19 protein-coding genes are annotated in these 20,788 nt (G+C 74.3%); 7 read left to right on the top strand and 12 right to left on the bottom strand.

The genetic code is table 11. The features are described from left to right. The first annotated feature begins 45 nt into the window (after positions 1-45). Together KPF47_RS07485 and KPF47_RS07480 are read left to right on the top strand one after the other, a co-directional pair. Complete coding sequence (locus KPF47_RS07485; protein WP_224387791.1) at positions 46-1,008, top strand: ATP-binding protein; 963 nt, start codon at positions 46-48, stop codon at positions 1,006-1,008. A 19-nt stretch (positions 1,009-1,027) separates the two neighbouring features. Beyond that, a complete protein-coding gene (locus KPF47_RS07480) occupies positions 1,028-1,855 on the top strand; it encodes a SirB1 family protein (RefSeq protein ID WP_224387790.1) in 828 nt (275 codons plus the stop codon). A 17-nt stretch (positions 1,856-1,872) separates the two neighbouring features. Here the strand turns inward: KPF47_RS07480 and KPF47_RS07475 are convergent, their stop codons facing one another. Continuing rightward, positions 1,873-3,249: an ATP-dependent 6-phosphofructokinase gene (locus KPF47_RS07475; RefSeq protein WP_224387789.1), complete on the bottom strand. Its 1,377-nt coding sequence runs from the start codon at positions 3,247-3,249 to the stop codon at positions 1,873-1,875. Positions 3,250-3,546: 297 nt separating this feature from the next. Between KPF47_RS07475 and KPF47_RS07470 the strand changes: the two genes are divergently transcribed. Then, a complete protein-coding gene (locus KPF47_RS07470; RefSeq protein ID WP_224387788.1) occupies positions 3,547-3,723 on the top strand; it encodes a hypothetical protein in 177 nt (58 codons plus the stop codon). Here KPF47_RS07470 and KPF47_RS07465 read toward each other — a convergent pair. After that, positions 3,683-4,006 (bottom strand): flavin reductase, encoded by a 324-nt coding sequence (locus tag KPF47_RS07465; protein WP_224387787.1) that lies wholly within the window; start codon positions 4,004-4,006, stop codon positions 3,683-3,685. The two genes, KPF47_RS07470 and KPF47_RS07465, sit on opposite strands and share 41 nt — an antisense overlap. Positions 4,007-4,239: 233 nt before the next feature. Between KPF47_RS07465 and KPF47_RS07460 the strand changes: the two genes are divergently transcribed. Next, positions 4,240-5,472 (top strand): IS110 family transposase, encoded by a 1,233-nt coding sequence (locus tag KPF47_RS07460; RefSeq protein WP_224387786.1) that lies wholly within the window; start codon positions 4,240-4,242, stop codon positions 5,470-5,472. Here the strand turns inward: KPF47_RS07460 and KPF47_RS07455 are convergent. From KPF47_RS07455 to KPF47_RS07420, 8 genes are all read right to left on the bottom strand, one after another. Further along, on the bottom strand, positions 5,438-5,689 hold the full coding sequence (locus tag KPF47_RS07455) for a flavin reductase (RefSeq protein WP_224387785.1): 252 nt from the start codon (positions 5,687-5,689) through the stop codon (positions 5,438-5,440). The two genes, KPF47_RS07460 and KPF47_RS07455, sit on opposite strands and share 35 nt — an antisense overlap. Continuing rightward, a complete protein-coding gene (locus KPF47_RS07450; protein WP_224387784.1) occupies positions 5,686-6,285 on the bottom strand; it encodes a superoxide dismutase in 600 nt (199 codons plus the stop codon). Before KPF47_RS07450 ends, KPF47_RS07455 begins: the two co-directional genes overlap by 4 nt. 63 nt (positions 6,286-6,348) lie before the next feature. Beyond that, a complete protein-coding gene (locus KPF47_RS07445) occupies positions 6,349-6,789 on the bottom strand; it encodes a hypothetical protein (protein ID WP_224387783.1) in 441 nt (146 codons plus the stop codon). 294 nt (positions 6,790-7,083) lie between these two features. Further along, positions 7,084-8,547 (bottom strand): fused MFS/spermidine synthase, encoded by a 1,464-nt coding sequence (locus tag KPF47_RS07440; protein ID WP_224387782.1) that lies wholly within the window; start codon positions 8,545-8,547, stop codon positions 7,084-7,086. 22 nt (positions 8,548-8,569) lie between these two features. Then, positions 8,570-9,589 carry an NADP-dependent oxidoreductase gene (locus tag KPF47_RS07435; RefSeq protein WP_224387781.1) on the bottom strand — a complete coding sequence of 340 codons (1,020 nt, stop codon included), beginning with the start codon at positions 9,587-9,589 and terminating at the stop codon, positions 8,570-8,572. Between the two features lie 91 nt (positions 9,590-9,680). Beyond that, positions 9,681-10,841 (bottom strand): acyl-CoA dehydrogenase family protein, encoded by a 1,161-nt coding sequence (locus KPF47_RS07430; RefSeq protein ID WP_224387780.1) that lies wholly within the window; start codon positions 10,839-10,841, stop codon positions 9,681-9,683. Beyond that, complete coding sequence (locus KPF47_RS07425; protein WP_224387779.1) at positions 10,838-12,913, bottom strand: biotin carboxylase N-terminal domain-containing protein; 2,076 nt, start codon at positions 12,911-12,913, stop codon at positions 10,838-10,840. Before KPF47_RS07425 ends, KPF47_RS07430 begins: the two co-directional genes overlap by 4 nt. Positions 12,914-12,921: 8 nt before the next feature. Then, a complete protein-coding gene (locus KPF47_RS07420) occupies positions 12,922-14,511 on the bottom strand; it encodes a carboxyl transferase domain-containing protein (protein ID WP_308015351.1) in 1,590 nt (529 codons plus the stop codon). Positions 14,512-14,613: 102 nt separating this feature from the next. Here KPF47_RS07420 and KPF47_RS07415 point away from each other — a divergent pair, with 102 nt between their 5' ends. After that, entirely contained in the window at positions 14,614-15,303 is a 690-nt protein-coding gene (locus KPF47_RS07415; RefSeq protein WP_224387778.1) for a response regulator transcription factor, read from the top strand. 15 nt (positions 15,304-15,318) lie between these two features. On the opposite strand, the gene KPF47_RS07410 is transcribed toward KPF47_RS07415, so the two are convergent. Continuing rightward, complete coding sequence (locus KPF47_RS07410; protein ID WP_224387777.1) at positions 15,319-17,685, bottom strand: ATP-binding protein; 2,367 nt, start codon at positions 17,683-17,685, stop codon at positions 15,319-15,321. Positions 17,686-17,782: 97 nt separating this feature from the next. Here KPF47_RS07410 and KPF47_RS07405 point away from each other — a divergent pair, with 97 nt between their 5' ends. After that, the gene (locus KPF47_RS07405) at positions 17,783-18,406 is read left to right on the top strand and encodes a TetR/AcrR family transcriptional regulator (protein ID WP_224387776.1); all 624 of its coding nucleotides are present in this window, start codon (positions 17,783-17,785) and stop codon (positions 18,404-18,406) included. Positions 18,407-18,416: 10 nt separating this feature from the next. Here the strand turns inward: KPF47_RS07405 and KPF47_RS07400 are convergent, their stop codons facing one another. Further along, the gene (locus tag KPF47_RS07400; protein WP_224387775.1) at positions 18,417-20,348 is read right to left on the bottom strand and encodes a heavy metal translocating P-type ATPase; all 1,932 of its coding nucleotides are present in this window, start codon (positions 20,346-20,348) and stop codon (positions 18,417-18,419) included. Positions 20,349-20,448: 100 nt separating this feature from the next. Between KPF47_RS07400 and KPF47_RS07395 the strand changes: the two genes are divergently transcribed. Beyond that, positions 20,449-20,769: a metalloregulator ArsR/SmtB family transcription factor gene (locus tag KPF47_RS07395; protein ID WP_224387774.1), complete on the top strand. Its 321-nt coding sequence runs from the start codon at positions 20,449-20,451 to the stop codon at positions 20,767-20,769. Positions 20,770-20,788 lie beyond the last annotated feature (19 nt).

The following is a 20,788-nucleotide window of genomic DNA, read 5'->3' as shown; positions in this document are numbered from 1 at the left end:
CGTGGAAGGCCTACGCCCCATGACCCCGACCGCCCGCGACCACCGATGACCGCCACCGCCACCCCGCGCCCCGTCCCGGACGGCCTCGTCCACCGGGCCGTGCCGTACCGGGATCCGGACCACCAGGCCGCCGCACTCACCGCACCGGTGACCGGCGCACTGGAGGCGGGCCGCCGTGCGCTGGTGGTCGTCGAACCCCGGTGTGCCGCCGTGCTGCGTCGTGCCCTCGGCCGTGACGCCGGGGTGGAGTTCCGCACGCCGGACCGGATGCACTCGGCCCCGCCGTTCACGGTCGCGGGGCGCTGGAGCCGCGCGGTCCGCGAGGCGCTGACCGACGGCGCGTCCGGGGTCTGCACGGTCGGCCAGCCGGTCGACCTGCCCGGGGTGGACGCGGCCTACTGGACCCGCCTGGACCTCGCGCTCTCGCACGCCCTGCGCGGTCTGCCGGTCGAGCTGCTGTGCTGTTTCCCCGACGCCGAGGACGACCGCGCGCACGCCGGGGCCCTGCACGACGAGTTCCTCGTCGACGGCGCACCGGTCCCGACCGGCGGCCGGCGCGACGACCACGAGCTGCTGGCCGAGAACCCGCAGCGACCACCGGCGGAGCTGGGTCCCGCGATCGTGACGCTGCCGGTGACCCTGGACGACCTCGGATCGATGCGGCGCGTGGTCGAGCGGCAGGCCGAGCTGTCCGGGCTGGGACCCAGCCGGGTCTCCGACCTGGTCCTGGCGGTCAACGAGCTGGTCAGCAACGGCGTCGAGCACGGGTCGGGCCACCCGGTCCTGCGGATGTGGCGCACCGAGTCCGGGCTGGTCTCGGAGATGCGCGACGCCGCGACGTTCCGGCTCGCGTTCCCCGGGCTTGCCGCGCCCCCGGTCGCCGGGAACCGCGGCCGGGGGATGTGGCTGGCCTCGGAGCTGTCCGACGTGCTGCAGGTGTGGACCGCGGAGGACGACCCGGGCCAGGTGACGGGCACGGTCGTGCGCGTCACCATGTCGCCCCCGTGAATCCCGGTACGGTCCCGGGGTGACCCGGCACGACCGCGCCGACCCGGTGACCCGCTTCCTGCGGATGGTGACCGGGCCCGAACCGCAGCTCGACGAGGGCGCCCTGGCGATCGCCGCGGGGGCCGCGCCGGACCCGGAGGTCGCCGCCGTCGCCGCCGCCCGGGCCCGCGTCACGCTCGACGAGCTCGCCGAGGGCGTCACCGGGTTCGAGTCGCTGCTGCACCGGCTGTTCACCGAGGCCGGGTTCCGGGGCAACTCCACCGACTACGCCGACCCGCGGAACTCGTTCCTGCCCGACGTCCTCGAACGCCGCACCGGCATCCCGATCACGCTGTCGGTCGTGGCCATCGAGGTCGGCCGCCGGGCCGGGGTGGCGCTGGAGGGCGTCGGCATGCCCGGGCACTTCCTGGTGCGGGTGCCCGGCACCCAGCGCCTCGTCGACCCCTTCGACGGCGGGAGGCGGCTCGATCCGGCCGGCTGCGAGCGGCTCTTCCGCGCCACGACGGGTGCCGGCCCGGAGGTGCCCTTCGACTCGGGCATGCTGCCGCGCACCTCGACCCGCCGGATCCTGGCCCGGATGCTGGAGAACCTCCGGACGTCCTACGGCCGCTCCCGGGACCACGACGGGCTGGAGTGGGTACTGCGGATGCGGCTGGGGCTGCGCCATCAGGGTCCGGAGCTCATCCGCGAGCTCGGCGAGGTGCTCGCCGCGCAGGCCCGCTGGGACGAGGCGGCCCGGCTGATGGAGTCCTGGGTGGACGGTCCGGGCCGCGGGTCGCGCTCGGGCCCGGAGCTGCTGGACGAGGTGCGCACCGAGGCGATGAAGCACCGGGCGCACCTGAACTAGGCGCCCACCCGCACCGGTCAGGTGTGCGGCGCCCGGGTGGGTGCGCCGGAGTCCTCCCCGAAGCGCCACGGCTGCCCGGTGGACTCCAGGACCGCCATCCACAGGTCGCCGTGCGGGTCGACCTGGTTGCGCCGGCTCACCGCCAGGCTCATCGGGATGTGCACGAACCGGCGTCGCACCCGTCCGACCACCATCGCGGTGCGGCCGGACATCGCGGCGTGCACCGCGGCCTGGGACAGCCGGACGGTGTAGACGCTGTCGTAGGGGTTGGCCGGGACGCTGCGGATGATGTAGCTCGGGTCGACGTAGCGGACGGTGGTCTCCATGCCGGCCTCGGCGAAGGAGTCGGCGATGCGCTCCTTGAGCCACGGGCCGACGTCGGACAGCTTGGCGTTGCCGGAGGCGTCGGTGCGCCCGACCGGCGGGAGCATATCCTGTCCGGCGCCCTCCGCGACGACGACCACCGCGTGCCCGCGCTGGGACACCCGCCGCCGCAGGTGGTGCAGCAGGCCGGTCTCGCCGTCGAGCTCGAAGGGGACCTCGGGGATCAGGACGGCGTCGGCGTCGGAGCGCACGAGCGAGGCGTAGCAGGCGATGAAGCCGGAGTGCCGGCCCATCAGCTTGACCAGCCCGACCCCGCCGGGGGTGGACTTGACCTCCACCGTGACCGACCGGATGGCCTCGCTGGCCTGGGAGAACGCCGTCTGGAAGCCGAAGGACTGGTCGATGAACGGGATGTCGTTGTCGATCGTCTTCGGGATGCCGACGACGGCGATGCGCAGCCCCCGCTCCGCCACCACCCGCGCGATCTCCATCGCCCCGCGCATGGTGCCGTCGCCACCGATCACGAACAGCACGTTGAGGTGCATCTGCTCGAGGCAGTCGACGATCTCCTCCGGGTCCTGCGGGCCGCGCGAGGTGCCGAGGAAGGTGCCGCCGTCGACGGGGATGTCGCGGACCGACTCCGGGGAGAGCTCGACGACGTCGTGGCCGTAGGAGGAGACGAAGCCGCGGTAGCCGTTGCGGAAGCCGACGACCCGGCGCACGCCGTAGTGGTAGGTCAGGGTGCGGACCAGGCCGGAGATGACGTCGTTGAGGCCCGGGCACAGTCCGCCGCAGGTGACGATCCCGGCGCGGGTCTTCGACGGGTCGAAGTAGATCTGCCGGCGCGGCCCGCACGGCTCCAGGCCCGGCAGCTCCTCCGGCTCGACGCCGCGGGCCCGGATCCCGGCGGCGGTGTCGTCGAGCAGGACCCGGTCTCCGGAGTCGACGTAGTGCTCGGTGGTGCGGCGGGCGTCGAGCAGCGGGGCCAGCGGGGAGGTGATGCGGGCCGGACCGAGCGTGGCGATGGCCAGGTCCCCGGGGGTGATGCTGCTGTACTCCGAGGTGGTCACGCGCACGCTCCGTCTTGATCGATCCGCCCGGGGGCCGGGCGATCATCGTGACGCACACCGGGCGAATCGTCGATCCGACCCCCGCGGGCGGCGACACCGGACCACCCGGGGGTGCGCGGGGTCCCGCCGGTCGGACCACCACCCCCGGTGCGTGACCGTGGACACGTTCTCCGTCCCGCGTCGTTGCACCGCGCATCCTCGGACGTCACCGAGGTCGCCCACGCTGTCGCACACGCACCTTGAACGAACTGCACACCCGGAGTGAACACCACCGGTCGCGTAGGGCAAGATTCCTCCATGCGGAGCAACGACCCCCGTCACATCTGGTCCACCGGATTCGCCCGCACGATCGCCGAGGAGCTGCGCCACGGCGTCGCGACCGGTGCGGTGACCTGGAGCGAGGCCGACGAGCTGCTCAACCGCCTGCGAACGGTCATCGACCAGGCGCTGGACGTGCATCCGCAGCCGCTGTGACCGTGGCCTCCCCGGACACCGCCCGGTAGGCCCGGCCCACCCACACCAGGGGCCCGCCGCGGCGGCGCAGTCCGAGCAGCTCGACGACCTCGGCCGCGACCAGCAGCGAGGCACCCACCCCGGTGACCGACAGCACCCGGCAGCGCAGCGCGGTGCCGACGTCGACCAGCCAGGGCTCCCCGGTCGGCAGGCTCACCCAGCGGACCCCGCGGCCGAAGCGCTCCGCGCCCGGGACCGCGAACGCCGCTGCGAGACCGGTGTCGGTGTCGTCGAGCAGGTGCACGACGACCGTCCCACCCCCGTTACCTTCTTGATCAAGCCCGCTGAGGGCTTGCAGGCCGCCGGCCGCGGTATGACTGACTGCCCCTGTCGCCCGATGATCTGGGGGGTGTTGTCGCCGTGGCCGGAGGGCGCCAACGACCGCTGATAGAGACCTGACCCGTGTGGTCTGCTCGTAACGTGGCTGCCGGCGCGGGTGCTCGTGGTCGGCCTGCCGCGACGAGAAGGGAGCGGCGGTTGCCCGATCCTGACCAGCACCCGACCGGGTTCGCGGTGTTCTGCGGCCTGGACGTGGGCAAGTCCGAACACCACGCCTGCGCGGTCGACACCAACGGGAAGCGGGTGCACGACAAGGCCCTGCCCAACGACGAATCGGCGCTGCGCACCGTGCTGTCCGGGCTGGCCGAGCACGGCGCGGTGCTGATGGTCATCGACCAGCCCGCCTCGATCGGAGCGCTGGCCATCGCCGTCGCTCGTGATCTGGGGATCACGGTGGCCTACCTGCCCGGGCTGGCGATGCGCCGCATCGCCGACCTGCATCCCGGGCAGGCCAAGACCGACGCCCGCGACGCCCACGTGATCGCCGAGGCCGCCCGGACGATGCCGCACACCCTGCGCCGGGTCGGCACCGACGACGAGACCCTCGCCGAACTCACTGTGCTCGCCGGTTACGACGATGACCTGGCTGGGCAGAGCACCCGGCTGACGAACCGGCTGCGCGACGCCCTGCTGCATGTTCATCCCGCCCTGGAACGCCTGCTCGGGCCACGCCTGGACCGCGGTGGCGTGCTCGACCTGCTCGCGGCCGCGCCCACCCCGCAAGCCCTGCGAGAGCTCGGCGCTGACGGGATCGCCGAGACGATGCGGGCCCGGTCGCCTCGACTGGCCCGCACCCTTCCCGCCCAGATCCTGACCTCGCTCGACGCCCAGAGCCTGACCGTTCCCGGCACGGCCGCGTTCGCCCGTGTCATCACCGGCGTCGCCGGGCAGCTGCGCCAGGTCCACGCCGAACGCGACCAGCTCGCCGACGAGCTCGAAGCCCGCCTGGAGGCCCACCCTCTTGGACCGGTCCTGACCTCGATGCCCGGACTCGGGGTCAGGACCGCCATCAAGATCCTCACCATCGTCGGCGACGGCTCCGGGTTCCCCACCGCCGGGCACCTCGCCGCTTACGCCGGCCTCGCCCCAGTCACCCGCCGCTCCGGCACCTCGATCAAAGGCGAAACCCGATCCCAGCGCGGCAACCACGCCCTGAAATCCGCGCTGTTCCTGTCCGCATTCGCCGCCCTGGCCGACCCCGCCAGCCGCGCCTACTACGACCGCAAACGAGCCGCCGGCAAACGACACAACGCCGCCCTGATCTGCCTCGCCCGACGCCGCACCGACGTCATCTACGCCATGCTCCGCGACCGCCGCCCCTACAACCCGCCCACGGTCAACAACCCCGATCCAGAACTCGCCGCCGCTTGACGAACCCATAGAGACACCCCCCCCCGAGCGCCCGGGCCAGCCGCGAGTCGCGGGCCGTCGAGAACGACACCGCAGGCGGGTCCAGCCCGACCGAGGCGACCGACGACGCCGTCATCCCGACCGGGCCGTCGGGCCCGGTCGCGGTCAGCACCGCCACCCCGGCCGGGTGCCCGCGGAACGCCGTCCGCAGGCCCCCGGCCGGATCGACGACCGTCACGCCCGCGCCGCGGCGAACCGCTCGGCGGCGGCGGCCCAGTCGACGACGTTCCACCAGGCCTTGACGTAGTCCGGCTTCACGTTCCTGTACTGCAGGTAGAAGGCGTGCTCCCACATGTCGAGCAGGACGATCGGGGTCTGGCCCGCGGGGAGCTGGGACTGCTGGTCGTAGAGCTGGTGGACCAGGAGCCGGTCCCCGAGGGCGTCGTGGCCCAGGATGGCCCAGCCGGAGCCCTGGATGGTGGTGGCGGCGGCGGTGATGTGGGCCTGGAACGCGTCGAAGGAGCCGAAGTCCTTCTCGATGGCGGTGGCGAGGTCGCCGGTGGGCTCGTCGCCGCCGTCGGGGGAGAGGTTGTTCCAGAAGGCGGAGTGGTTGACGTGGCCGCCGAGGTTGAACGCGAGGGTCTTCTCGAGTCCGACGATGGCGCCGAAGTCGTTCTTGTCCCGGGCCTCGGCGAGCTTGTCCAGGGTGGTGTTGAGGCCCTGGACGTAGGTGTTGTGGTGCTTGCTGTGGTGCAGCTCCATGATTTCGGGCGCGATGTGCGGCGCGAGCGCGGAGTAGTCGTAGGGCAGGTCCGGGAGCGTGTAGTCGGCCATGCACGCAGCCTGGGAGCTGAACCGGACTTCAGGTCAAGTGTGACGGCGGCCGCACGGCCGACCTCAGTGGTCGTCGCGCCCGGTGAGCGCGTGCTCCAGCTCGTCGGCGAGGTGGACGACCTGGCGGAACGGGAACTCGAAGCCGTCCAGGGCGGCCGGGCCGAGCGGGATCGAGTGCCGGAACACCACGACGCCCTCCTCCGCGGCCAGCCCGCCGACCACCGACGGCCCGGCCAGCTCCAGGGCACGGCCGAGGTCGACCTCGCCGAGCCGGGCGACCGGGGACTCGATCTGCACCCACTCCTGGTCCGGGTCCGCGACGGCGGCCGCCGCGTCGGTGACCTCGACGCCGGGCTGGCCCGCGCCCTCCCGCACCCGCTTCACGACGACGAGCTGGTCCCGGTCCTCGGTCGTCGGCAGCCGGAACCGCAGTTCGTCCGCGCCCTGCCGGACGATCTCGTACCGGACCACGACGTAGGCCTTCAGGTCCTCCCAGGTCGCCACGCCCGTCTCCCCCTCGATCGTCCGACGGAGCCCACCGGACCCCCGTCGCGACCCTAGCGTGATCCGGACCCCGCGCGGCCGGGCCTCGCCTCCCGGAGGAGCGCGTCTCCGATGGCCCCCACCTCCCGGTAGGCCCCCCGAGCTATATCTCGATGAGCGGAGCCGCCACGCCGCCGGATCGTCCGTGCTCGGATCACCTGCGCCGAGATGCAGCTGAGCGGGCGCCGGAGATCCACAATTCCCGCTGAGCTGCATCTCGGCACAGCGGGACGCCGGGCGGGGCGGGGCGGCGCCCTACCCCGCCAGGCCGGTGGTGATCAGCTGGTCCACCGGGGCGCGGTCGTCGGTCAGGACCGGCGCCCCCGCGGTGAACGCGGCGGTGCGGGCCGGGTCGAGGACCGTGCCGGCCGGTTCGGAGCGGGCGACGGCGGCGCCGAGGGCGGCCGGGTCGAGCGGCCGGTCCGAGGCGACGACCACCACGTTCCCGCCGCCGCCGGGGGCGAACTCGTCGGGGAGGGCGAGCAGCATCGTCGTCGGGAACCGGGACCCGACGGTCGCGGTGGCGGCCTTCACCAGGTCGAGCGGGTACCGGTCGATCACGTTGAGCACGTAGACCCCGCCCGGGCGCAGCACCCGCGCCACCTGGTCGAGGAACTCGGTGGTGGACAGGTGCCAGGGCACCGAGCGGGCCCCGAAGGCGTCGCCGACGACGAGGTCGGCGGAGTCGTCGGGCAGCGCGGCCAGGTTCACCCGGGCGTCGCCGGTCCGGACGGTGGTGCCGGGGATCGCACCCGCGTCGAGCGACCGCACCCCGAGGTCGATCACGCCGGGGTCCAGCTCCAGCACGGTCGAGGTGCTACCGGGGCGGGTCGCGGCGAGCCAGCGCGGCATGGTCAGCGCGCCGCCGCCGACGTGCACCGCGTCGAGTGGCCGCCGCTGCGGGAACGCGGTGTCGATCGCGGCGGCGAACCGCTTGGTGTAGGCGAACTCCAGGTGTGCGGGGGCGCCGAGGCGGACGTAGGAGTGGCGCAGGTCGTCGAGCACCAGGTAGCGACCGGCCGGGTCCGCGGGGTCGGTCCGGACGGCGGCGCAGTAGTAGGTGGTGTCGGCGTCGCAGCGCCCCGGCAGCGCGACGAGCGCGACGGCCAGCAGGAGCGCCGCGGCGCCGCCCTTCGCGATGTCCGAGCGCCGCCGGCGGGGTGCGAGGACCAGCCCGAGCACGAGGCAGGCGGCGGCGGTGACCAGCAGGATCGCACTCACCGGCAGCAGCGCGACCAGCACGAACCCGGTGAGGAAGGTCCCGGCGAGCGACCCGAGGGTGCCCGCGGCGGACAGCCCGCCGACGACCTCGCCGGAGCGGTCCAGCCCGGTCAGCCGGGCCTTGGTCACGGCCGGGGTGACCGCGGCCAGCGCCGTCACCGAGACCAGGGTGGACGCGGCGACGAGCACCACGGCGGCGTACGGCCCGGCGCCGAGCAGCGGACCCAGCAGCCGGACCACCGGCCGCACGGCCAGGGTGCCCAGGCCGCCGACGACCATCATCAGCGCGGCGACGGCGACCGGGTCGCGCTCGTCGGCCCACCGCCCACCGAGCGAGGCCCCCGCCGCGATCCCGGCGAGGGCCACCCCGATCACCGCGGTGGTCGACTCCAGGGTCAGTCCGACGTAGGGCGCGACGAGCCGGGTCGCGAGGGTCTCGACGACGAGGATCGCCGCCCCCGAGACGACGACGGCGGTCCGGGCCATGGCGAGGCGCACCCCGCCATGGTGCCGGTCGGGGTCAGCTCCGCTTCAGCCGGAGCACGAGCTTGCCCGTGTTCTCACCGCGGAACAGCTTTCCGAACACCTCCGGGAAGTCGTCGACGGTGCCGTCGACGACGTCCTCGCGGCTGTGCAGGCGGCCCTCGGCGAGCCAGCCGGCGAGCTCCGTGCCGGCCTCGCCCCAGCGGGGGAGGTAGTCCCCGACCAGGAAGCCCTCCATCCGGGCCCGGCTGACCAGCAGGTTCATGTAGTTCTTCGGGCCGGTCATGCCGCCCTCGGCGTTGTACTGGCTGATCGCGCCGCAGAGGACGACGCGGGCGCGCATCGCGAGCCTGCCGAGCACGGCGTCGAGGATCTCCCCGCCGACGTTGTCGAAGTAGACGTCCACGCCGTCGGGGGCGAGTTCCTTCAGCCGCTGCGACACGTTCTCCGAGCGGTAGTCGATCGCGGCGTCGAACCCGAGCTCGTCGGTGATCCACGCGCACTTCTCCGGACCGCCCGCGATGCCGACGACCCGGGCACCCTTGATCTTGGCGAGCTGACCGACGACGGAGCCGACCGCGCCGGCCGCACCGGAGACGACGACCGTCTCCCCCTCCGTGAGGGCACCGACGTCGAACAGCCCGAAGTAGGCGGTCATGCCGGTCATGCCGAGCAGCGCGAGGTAGCGCTCCGGCGGCACGTCCGCGGTCGGGGAGACCTTCTGGAGGCCGCGGCCGTCGCTCTCGACGTACTCCTGGACGCCGAGCACGCCGGTGACGGTGTCGCCGACGGCGAAGTCCGGGTTCTTCGAGGCGACGACCTCACCGAGGCCGAGCGCGCGCATCACCTCGCCGATCCCGACCGGGGGCGCGTACGAACGGCCCTCGTTCATCCAGCCGCGCATCGCCGGGTCCAGCGAGACGTGGCTGACCCGGACGACGATGCGGCCCTCGCCGGGCTCGGGCACCGGCTCGGTAGTGTGCTCCCACACCTCCGGGCCGGGGGTGCCCTGCGGGCGCGCGGCGAGCCGTACCTGGTGGTTGACCTCGTTGCTCATGACACCGGTCTACCCCGGTCACGCGCGCGGCACCGCATCACGGTCGTCACGCGCGTGACGGGAATGTCGTTCGGTGACCGAACGATCGTCCTCACAGGCCCAGGTGCCGCGCGATCAGCATCTTCTGCACCTCGGAGGTGCCCTCGCCGACCTCGAGGATCTTCGCGTCGCGGTAGAACCGCCCGACCGGGTACTCGTTCATGAAGCCGTAGCCGCCGAAGATCTGGGTGGCGTCGCGCGCGTTGTCCATCGCGGCGTTCGACGAGACGAGCTTGGCGATCGCCGCCTCCTTCTTGAACGGCTCCCCCGCGACGAGCAGCCGCGCGGCGTGCTGCCAGGCCAGCCGGGCGGTGTGCGCGCGGGCCTCCATCTCGGCGATCTTGAACTGGATCGCCTGGTAGGAGCCGATGGTGTTCCCGAACGCCTCACGCTCACCGGCGTAGCGCACGGACTCGTCGACGCAGCCCTGGGCCAGCCCGGTCGCCAGCGCCGCGATCGCGACCCGGCCCTCGTCGAGGATGGACAGGAACTGGGCGTAGCCGCGACCGCGCTCGCCGAGCAGGTTCGCCTCGGGGACGCGGACGTCGTCGAAGAACAGCTCGCGGGTGTCGGAGCAGTTCCAGCCGACCTTGGAGTACTTCTCGCTCACCGTGAACCCGGGCGTGCCCGCCGGGACGAGGATCGCCGAGATCTCCTTGCGGCCGTCCGGCTTCTCACCGGTGACGGCGGTGACGGTGACCACCGAGGTGATGTCGGTGCCGGAGTTGGTGATGAAGCACTTCGACCCGTTGATCACCCAGTCGCCGCCGTCGAGCCGGGCGGTGGTGCGGGTGGCGCCGGCGTCGGAGCCGCCACCGGGTTCGGTGAGCCCGAACGCGCCCAGCGCGCGGCCCGCGGCGAGGTCGGGCAGCCAGCGCGACTTCTGCTCGTCGGTGCCGAACCGCAGGATCGGCATGGCACCGAGCCCGACGCCGGCCTCGACGGTGATCGCGACCGAGGAGTCGACCCGGGCCAGCTCCTCCAGGGCCAGGCAGAGGGCGTGGTAGTCGCCGCCCTGCCCGCCGTACTCCTCCGGGACGGGCAGGCCGAACAGGCCCATCCCGCCCATCTTCGCGGTGATCGCGTAGGGGAACTCCTCGCGGATGTACAGGTCCCCGATGACCGGGGCGACCTCGGTGCGCGCGAACTCCTCGACCGCGGCACGCAGCGCCTCGTACTCCTCGGCGGTGGTGGTGTCCTGGGCGACGGTCATGGCTGCTCCTCCGATACGGGCTCGACCACGAGCAGCACCGCGTCCTTGGCGACGGTGGCTCCGGCCCGGGCCCTCAGCTCGCGCACCGTCCCGTCGACGGGGGCGGTGAGCACGTGTTCCATCTTCATGGCCTCGACGACGACCAGCTTCTGACCCGCGGCGACGGCGTCCCCGTCGGCGACCTCCACGACGGTCACCGTTCCCGGCATCGGCGAGACGACCGGTCCGCCCGCACCGCCGGCGGCCGCGGCGGCCTCCGTCGGTGCCTGCTCGCGCACGCCCCAGGCGTGCCCGTCACGGCCGATCCAGACGACCCCGTCGGCGCCCTCGGCGACGGCGCACCGGCGGGTGCGCCCGTCCTGGGTGTGCTCCACGACCCCCGGTGCGACGGCGGCGGTGCGGCACCGGGCGGCGGCCGCTGCGGGTGCCGCCGACGCCGGCACGGCGGTGTCCTCCGCGTCCGCCGCTCCAGCGGCGGCGGGCAGCGCGAGGTCGAACCCTGCCGCCCGGCCGCGGGCGCGCACCTCGACGACGCCCTCGGCGCCTCCGGTGACCAGGCGGGTCACCGTCCAGGCGGGCTCCCCGACCCGCCAGCCACCGGGGATGTCGAAGGGGTCCACCACGGGCCCGGCCGGCTCCCGGCGCAGCAGCCCGAGACCGGCGACGGCACCGAGGACGTCGGCGGGCACCGTGTCGTCGACCAGTGCGGCGCCGCGGCGGGCGATCAGCCCGGTGTCGAGGCGCCCGGCGCGGACGTCGTCGTCGGCGAGCAGGGCCCGCAGGAACCCGATGTTGGAGTCGAGCCCGAGCAGCACCGTGTCGCGCAGCGCGGCGTCGAGCCGGCGCAGCGCCTCGTCACGGGTGGCGCCGTGGGCGATGACCTTGGCCAGCATCGGGTCGTAGTCCGACCCGACCACGGTGCCGGTCTCGATCCCGGCGTCGACCCGCACGCCGGGCGGCGGGGTCCAGTCCAGCACCGGTCCGCCGGACGGGAGGAAGGTGAGCGCGTCACCGGAGACGGCGGCGGCCTCGGCGTACACCCGGGCCTCCACCGCGTGCCCGGTGAGCGCCACGTCGTCCTGGGTGATCGGCAGCGGCTCCCCCGCGGCGACGCGCAGCTGCAGCTCGACCAGGTCCAGGCCGGTGACCTCCTCGGTGACCGGGTGCTCGACCTGCAGCCGGGTGTTCATCTCCAGGAAGAAGAACTCGTCGGGACGGTCCGAGCTCACGATGAACTCGACGGTGCCGGCGCCGGTGTAGCCGACGCTGCGGGCGGCCTCGCAGGCGGCGCGGCCCATCTCGGTGCGCTGCGCGGGGGTGAGCAGAGCCGAGGGTGCCTCCTCGATGATCTTCTGGTGGCGGCGCTGCAGCGAGCACTCGCGCTCGCCGAGGTGCACGACGGTGCCGTGCGCGTCGGCCATCACCTGGATCTCGATGTGCCGCGGCGTGGTGACCAGCCGCTCGGCGAGCAGGGTGTCGTCGCCGAAGGAACCGCGGGCTTCGCGGCGCGCACCGGCGATCGCGTCGGCCAGCTGCTCCGGGGAGTGGACCTCGCGCATGCCCTTGCCGCCGCCGCCGGCCGACGGCTTGAGCAGCACCGGGTACCCGATGTCGGCGACGACGGCGGCCAGGTCGTCGTCGGTGAGGCCGGAGCCGTCGGACCCGGGCACGACCGGGACCCCGGCCTTCGCGACGGTCTGCTTGGCGCGGATCTTGTCGCCCATCGCCTCGATCGCCGACGACGGCGGCCCCACGAAGGCGATCCCCGCCTGTTCGCAGGCGGCGGCGAACGCGGTGTTCTCGGACAGGAAGCCGTAGCCGGGGTGGATCGCCTGCGCACCGGTCGCCCGGGCGGCGGCGATCACGTTCTCCACCGACAGGTAGGACTCGCCCGCGGCGGCCGGGCCGATCCGGACGGCCTCGTCGGCGGCGCGGACGTGCGGGGCCGCGGCGTCGGCGTCGGAGTACACGGCGACCGACCGGACGCCCAGCGAGCGCAGGGTGCGGATGACGCGGACCGCGATCTCGCCGCGGTTCGCGACCAGGACGGTGTCGAACAGTGCCGATCCCATGGGGGGCCTCACATCCGGAAGACGCCGAAGGCCGGGTCGGCCAGGGGCGCGTGGGCGGCGACGGACAGGGACAGCCCGAGCACGGTGCGGGTGTCGGCGGGGTCGATGACGCCGTCGTCCCACAGCCGGGCGGTGGAGTAGTAGGGGTGGCCCTGGGTCTCGTACTGGGCGCGGATCGCGTCCGGGTCGGCGTTGCCGACCGTGCCGAGCACGGTGGCGGCCTGCTCGCCGCCCATCACCGAGATGCGGGCGTTCGGCCACATGAACAGGAACCGGGGCGAGTACGCCCGCCCGCACATGGCGTAGTTCCCGGCGCCGAACGAGCCGCCGATGACGACGGTCAGCTTCGGCACCCGGGTGGAGGCCACCGCGGTGACCATCTTCGCGCCGTTGCGGGCGATGCCACCGGCCTCGTACTCGCGGCCGACCATGAACCCGGAGATGTTCTGCAGGAACACCAGCGGGATGCCGCGCTGGTCGCAGAGCTCGACGAAGTGCGCGCCCTTGGTCGCGGACTCGGAGAACAGGATCCCGTTGTTGGCGACGATCCCGACCGGGTGGCCGTGGATCCGGGCGAACCCGGTGACCAGGGTGGTGCCGTACTCGGACTTGAACTCGGCGAACCGGGAGCCGTCGACGACCCGGGCGACGACCTCGCGGACGTCGTAGGGGGTGCGGGTGTCGGTCGGCACCGCGCCGTAGAGCCCGGCGGGGTCGACGGCGGGCTCCTCGGTGGGGTGCACGTCCCACGGGCGGGGGGCGCGCGGGCCGAGCGTCGCGACGATCGCGCGGACCCGGGCGAGGGCGTCGGCGTCGTCGGCGGCGAGGTGGTCGGTGACGCCGGAGACCTTCGCGTGCAGGTCCCCGCCGCCCAGCTCCTCGGCGGTGACGACCTCGCCGGTCGCGGCCTTCACCAGCGGCGGGCCGCCCAGGAAGATCGTGCCCTGGTTGCGGACGATCACGGCCTCGTCGCTCATCGCCGGCACGTACGCCCCGCCCGCGGTGCACGAGCCGAGGACGGCGGCGATCTGCGGGATGCCCCGGCCGGACATCTGCGCCTGGTTGTAGAAGATCCGGCCGAAGTGCTCGCGGTCGGGGAACACGTCGTCCTGGGCGGGCAGGAACGCCCCGCCGGAGTCGACCAGGTACACGCAGGGCAGCCGGTTGTGCAGCGCCACCTCCTGCGCGCGCAGGTGCTTCTTGACCGTCATCGGGTAGTAGGTGCCGCCCTTGACCGTCGCGTCGTTCGCGACGACGACGACCTCGCGCCCGGCGACCCGGCCGACACCGGTGATCATCCCGGCGCCGGGGGCCTGGTCGTCGTACATCCCGTGGGCGGCCATCGGGGACAGCTCCAGGAACGGCGACGACGGGTCCACCAGTGCGTCCACCCGGTCCCGGGGCAGCAGCTTGCCCCGCTCGACGTGCCGGGCCCGCGACCTCTCCGGCCCGCCGAGGCGCGTGCGGCCGAGCTGCGCGTGCAGGTCGGCGACCAGTGCGCGGTGCGCGGCGTCGTTCTCCACGGCGCGCGGGTCGGCCGGGTCCACCGCCGTGCCGAGCCCCGGGGCCGGCGCGGGTGGGGCCTGCGGTGCCGTCATCGGGACCTCCGGGGGGTCAGGGTGTTAATGAGCATTAACAGGTTAGCGGTTGTTAACACGCGTCGTCCAGAGCGGGCGACGGCGACCACTACCCTGGGAGGCGTGCGCCTGCTGCTGGTCGAGGACGAGAAGCCGCTCGCCGAGCTGGTCCGCCGGGGCCTGACCGGGGAGGGGCACGAGGTCGAGGTCGCGCACGACGGCCCCACCGGGCTGCAGCTCGCGCTGTCCGGGCGGCACGACGTCGTCATCCTCGACATCATGCTGCCGGGACTGTCCGGCTACCGGATCCTGCAGCACCTGCGCGACCGCGGGGTCTGGACGCCGGTGCTCATGCTGACCGCCAAGGACGGCGAGTACGACGAGGCCGACGCCTTCGACCTCGGCGCCGACGACTACCTGACCAAGCCGTTCTCCTTCGTCGTGCTGCAGGCACGGCTGCGGGCGCTGCTGCGCCGGGCCGGGGAGGCCGCGCCCACCGTGTTGCGGGTCGGGGACCTCACGCTGGACCCGGGCACGCACCGGGTGCACCGCGGCGAGACCGAGATCCCGCTGACCCCGCGGGAGTTCGGCGTGCTCGAACACCTGATGCAGAACACCGGGCAGGTCGTGACCAAGACCGACATCCTGCGCTCGGTGTGGGACGCGCACTACGACGGCGAGGTCAACGTCGTCGAGGTCTACGTCGGCTACCTGCGCCGCAAGATCGACGCGCCGTTCGGCACCCACAGCATCGAGACGCTGCGCGGCGTGGGCTACCGGATGTCCGAGCCCGCGGCCGCGCCACCCCGCTGACCGGCGGGGGCCCGCTCAGCGACGACGGTCGAACGGGCGCCGCGGCGACGGCGTGCGGACCGGCTCACGCCCGGTCCCGGCGGGCTCGCGGCCGGTGTCCCGGGCACCACGGGCGGCCTCCCGCGGGGCGACGGCGGTGCCGGCGCGGCCCGGCTGCGTACGCGGCGCGACCACCGGCAGCGGCCGGGTGGCGTTCTCGTCGAACGGGCTGCCGACGGTGTTCGGCCGGATCGGCAGCGGCCCGGTCGGCGGGTCGGGACGAGCCGGGGCGGGCGGTGCGGACACATCGTCCTCCGGGGCGGGTGGGGTCGGCCCCGGTGCGCTGTCCGCGGTCCGACCATCCGTGCCCGAGCCGTGGGTGACGGCCGGGTCACCGGGCGTGCGCATCATGCCATCCGGGCCGGAGGCACCGCGCGACGACGCGCCCGCCGGCGCGGGGCGGGCCGGGACCGGGCGGGCCGGTTCCTCCGGAACCGCCCCGGCACCCATGACCGGGCGCCCCGCGCCGGTGCGCGCCTCGTCGCGCGCCGTCCCGTTCTGGGCCGTCCCGTTCTGGGCCGTCCCGTTCTGCGCCGCCCCGTTCTGCGCCGCCCCGTTCCGTGCCGCGCCGTTGCCGCCGCCGTTGCGCACCGCGCCGTTCTGCGTCACGGCGTACTCCGGCACCTCCGGGGCGGCCTCGTCGTCCACGCCCTGACCCAGCCAGGCGTCCGGGCCGACGTCACCGGGCTCCGCGTCCCGCGCCCACCGCGGCCGCGCGGCGACCCGGGGAAGGGGACCGGACGGGCGGTCGTCGTACAGCTCCGGCGCCGGCTCCTCGGTCGTCCCGGCGTCGGCCGGGGCGGCCTCGACCGGCTCGGAGGTCTCCTCCTCGGACAGCGGCGCCGTCGTCGCGGGAACGGTGACCCGGAACCGCGCCCCGCCCAGCTCCGGCGACGAGGTCGCCTCCACCGTGCCACCGTGCGCCGCGACCAGCTCGGCCACGATCGCGAGACCGAGCCCGGAGCCGCCGTCGCCGCGGGAGCGGGCCTCGTCGAGCCGCACGAAGCGCTCGAAGACGCGCGCGCGGTCGGCCTCCGGGACCCCGTTGCCGTCGTCGTCGACCTCGATCACCGCGACGCCGTCCTCCACCCGGACCGACACCGCGACCGTCGACGACGCGTGCCGCTTGGCGTTGTCGACCAGGTTGCGCAGCACCCGGACCAGCTGACCACGGTCGCCGACCACCCGGACGGGCTCGCTGTTGACGCGGACCACGACGGCGGCGTCGGCGGACGGGCGCTCCCGCTCGGCGTCGGCGATCTCGTCGAGGTCGACCTCCTCGCGGCGCGGCGCGATACCGCGCTCGTCGGCGCGGGCGAGGAACAGCAGGTTCTCGACCAGCCCGGTCAGCCGGGAGGCCTCCCCGCGCAGCACGTCGACCGTCGCCCGGTCCGCGGACGCCTCCGGCATGCCGGAGCCGAGCAGCTCCAGGCCGGTGGAGACCGTCGCGAGCGGGCTGCGCAGCTCGTGGCTGGCGTCGGCGACGAAGCGGCGCTGGGTGGTCTGGGACGACTCGATGCGCCCGAGCATCTGGTTCATGGTGCGGGCGAGGCGGCCGACCTCGTCCCGGGCGACGGGCTCGTCGACGCGCTGGGAGAGGTCCTTGTCGCCCATCCCGGCGACCCGGGACCGCATGTCCTCCACCGGGCGCAGCGCGCGGCCGGCGAACAGGTAGGTGAAGCCCCCCGCGACCAGCACCAGCAGCGGCACACCGCCCGCGACGAGCCAGGTGACCAGGTCCACGGCCCGGTGCATCTGGTCGGTCGACTGGGCCGAGTAGATCGTGATCGGCCGGTCGAAGGCGCGCACACCGAGACCGACGACCATCATGTTCTCGGTCTCCAGCGGACCGGGCCGGGACTCGGGATCGGGGCCACCCGCGTCGTGGTAGGTGACCGGCACGTCCATCTGGGACCGCGTCTCGTGCGGCGCGAGGACCCAGCCCACCAGCTGGGGGCGGCCGTCCAGCGGCTCGGAGGACGCGAACACCTCGATGTTGCGGCCGTCGCCGTGCGACCCGACGCGGTCGTCCGGGGCCCCGGTCCGGTCGCTCCAGGCCGTGACGACCTGGACCATGTCGGTCCGCCGGGCGGTGGTGACCACCGCGTTCTCCTTGGCGGGATCACCGGGGCGGCGCTCGGCGAAGTTGGCCTGGATCCGCTCGGCGACCTGCTGGGCGTTGGCCAGCAGCGCCTCCTCGGTGTTGCGCTTGAGCTGGTTCTCCAGGATCAGGACCAGCGACACACCGGCGACGACGAGCACCATCGCGACCGCCGTCGCCGCCGCGAGGGCGGAGGCGGCGCGCACGCCGAGACGCTCGCGCATCCGGCGCAGGGTCCTCATCACGCCCACGAGGGTATCGCCGCGGACCTGTGCGGATCCTGAGACGGACCGCACGGGCCTGTTAACAGTCGTTAACCGACGGCGCTACGATCGCCGGATGGTCGCAGCAGGCCCCTCCCCCGCGGACGGCGCGGGCACGCCGTCCGGGGCCCCGTCGCGGCGCGAGCAGATCCTCACCGAGGCGGCACGGCTGTTCGCCCGGCACGGCTTCCACGGGGTGAGCATCGCCGACCTGGGAGCCGCGGTCGGCGTCAGCGGTCCCGCGCTGTACCGGCACTTCCCCGGCAAGGAGGCCCTGCTGGCGGAGCTGCTCATCGACATCTCCGAGCGCCTGCTCGACGGCGGCCGCCGACGGGTGCACCACGACGACCCCGGTGTCGCGCTCGCCGACCTCGTCGACTTCCACGTCGCGTTCGCGACCCGCGAGCCGGAGCTGATCGTCGTGCAGGACCGCGACCTGGCGAACCTGCCCGAGGAGCCGCGCCGCACCGTCCGCCGACTGCAGCGCACCTACGTCGAGCTCTGGGTGGACACGCTGCGCCGGGCACACCCCGACGTCGCCCCGGCCGAGGCCCGCACCGTCGCCCACGGGGTGTTCGGACTGCTCAACTCCACGCCGTACGCACCACGGGCCGAGCAGCCGTCGCCGCGCGGGGCCGACGCCCGTACCGCGGTGCTGCGCCGGATGGCGCTGGCCGCGCTGGCCGCCGCCCCGGCCTGACCCCGCCCGGTCAGACGCCGACGCGCTCCCGCCCGGGGGCCGGGACACCCGGCACGGCGACACCGCGGGCCCGCCGGTCCTCGCGGCGCGCGACGACGAGCAGCCGCAGCCCGTTCAGGCACACCAGCACCGTGGACAGCTCGTGCCCGGCGACGCCGACCACCAGCGGCAGCGTCCCGAGCAGGTCCCACCCGACCAGGACGACGATCACCGTGGCGGCGAAGGCGAGGTTCGCCCTGGCGATCCGCCGCGCACGGCGGGCCAGCACGACCAGCGGAGCCAGCGAGCCGAGCGGGTCGCGGGTGAGCACGCCGTCGGCGGCCTCCAGGGACAGCGCCCCCGCACCCTCGGAGACGACGAGGCCGACGTCGGCCGAGGCGAGCAGCGGCGCGTCGTTGATGCCGTCGCCCGCGGCGAGGACCCGGCGCCCCCTGGCCTGCTCGGCACGGACGACCTCGACCTTGCCGTCGGGCAGCAGGCCGGCCCGCACCCGGGTCAGGCCGAGCCGGTCGGCCAGCACCCGGGCCGGACGCTCGGCGTCACCGGTGAGGACCTGCGGCTCGTCACCGACCTCGCGACGCAGGCCGGCCAGCGCGTCCGCGGCACCCGGCCGCGGCTCGTCGGACAGCCCGACGACCCCGGCCGGCTCGCCGTCGACCAGCACGACGACGGCGGTGCGGCCCGCCTCCTGCAGCGCGGCGACCCCGGCGACCTCGCGGTCGCCGGCGAGCTCCGGACGCCCGACGGCGACCTCCCGCCCGCCGACGACCGCTCGCACACCCTCGCCCGGGACGGCGGTGAACCCCTCGGCCTGCGGCAGGTGCAGGCCGCGCTCCAGCGCGTGCGCGCGGACCGCCCGGCCCAGCACGTGCTCGCTGCCCGCCTCGGCCGCGCCGGCCAGCGCGAGCAGCTCGTCGGCCGAGCGGGCCCCGAACGGGGTCACCGACACGACCTGCGGACGGCCGGAGGTCAGCGTGCCGGTCTTGTCCAGGACCACGGCGTCGACCTCGGCGAGCGCCTCCAGCACGGTGACGTCCTTGACCAGCGTCCCGCGCCGGCCGGACACCGCGACCGCGGCCAGCAGCGGCGGCATCGTCGCCAGCACGATCGCGCACGGCGACGCCACGATCATGAAGACGATCGCGCGCAGCAGCGTCTCCTGGAACGGTGCGCCGAGCAGCAGCGGCACGGCGAGCAGCAGCACGGTGCCCGCGACGACCAGCACCGAGTAGCGCTGCTCGACGCGCTCGATGAACAGCTGGCGGCCCGCCTTGGTCTCGGCGGCCCGCTCGACCTGCGCGGCGACCCCCGCGACGACGGTGTCCGCGGCGTCGCGCGAGACCCGGACCCGCAGCACCCCGGTGCCGTTGACGGTGCCCGCGAGCACCGTGTCACCCGGGCCGGTCCGGGCCGGGACCGGCTCCCCGGTCAACGCGGAGGTGTCGACCTCCGAGACCCCGTCGAGCACGGTGCCGTCGCCGGGGACCCGCTCGCCCGGCCGCACCAGGACCGCCTGCCCCGCGACGAGCCCGGCCGCGGGGACGACGCGCTCGGTGCCGTCGTCGTCGACGACGGTGGCGGTCTCCGGGGCGAGGTCCAGCAGCGCGTCGATGCTGGCCCGGGTGCGGGCGGTCATGACCGACTCCAGCGCCCCGGAGGTCGCGAAGATGACGATGAGCAGGCCGCCGTCGAACCACTGCCCGATCGCGGCCGCCGCGGCCGCCGCGACGATCATCAGCAGGTCCACGTCGAGCCGCTTCTCCCCGAGCGCGCGCAGCCCCTCCAGCGCGGGCTCCCAGCCTCCGAGGACGTAGCAGGCCAGGTACAGGCCGACGACGACCGCGGACGGCGCGCCGAGCAGGTCGGCGCCCAGCGCGGCCAGGAACGCCAGCAGGGAGGCCCCGGCCCAGCGGACCTCGGGGAGGGTCAGAGCGGATCGCATGCGTGAGACCGTACCTGCGCATGCACGAAGATACGCAGGCAGGCATCCAGATGCCAAGACGGTGGACCATCCGCGCAGTCACGCAGGTATCCTCGGCGGCGTGCACGAGTCCATCCACGGCTTCGCGATGCCGCCCGAGGACGAGGTCCGCCGGGTGGCGGACGCGATGCGCATGCTCTCCGACCCGACCCGGGTCAAGATCCTCTGGGCGTTGATGCAGGGCGAGTCGTCGGTGGCCTGCCTCGCCGACCTGGTCGGCTCCGCCCCGACCGCGGTGAGTCAGCACCTGTCGAAGCTGCGGCTCTCGGGCCTGGTGGAGAACCGGCGCGAGGGGACCTACGTGTACTACACGGTGGAGGACCCGACCGTCCGCGCCGTGCTGGAGCGGCTGCTCGGGCAGGGCACGGTCGTCGACGGGTAGGCCCGAGCCGGGTCGGGTA

It is taken from the genome of Pseudonocardia sp. ICBG1293, from assembly GCF_020131355.1.
Taxonomy (GTDB): Bacteria; Actinomycetota; Actinomycetes; order Mycobacteriales; family Pseudonocardiaceae; genus Pseudonocardia.
The sequence above is the reverse complement of the archived record's forward strand: the minus strand, read 5'-3'. Positions and strand labels throughout refer to the sequence as shown.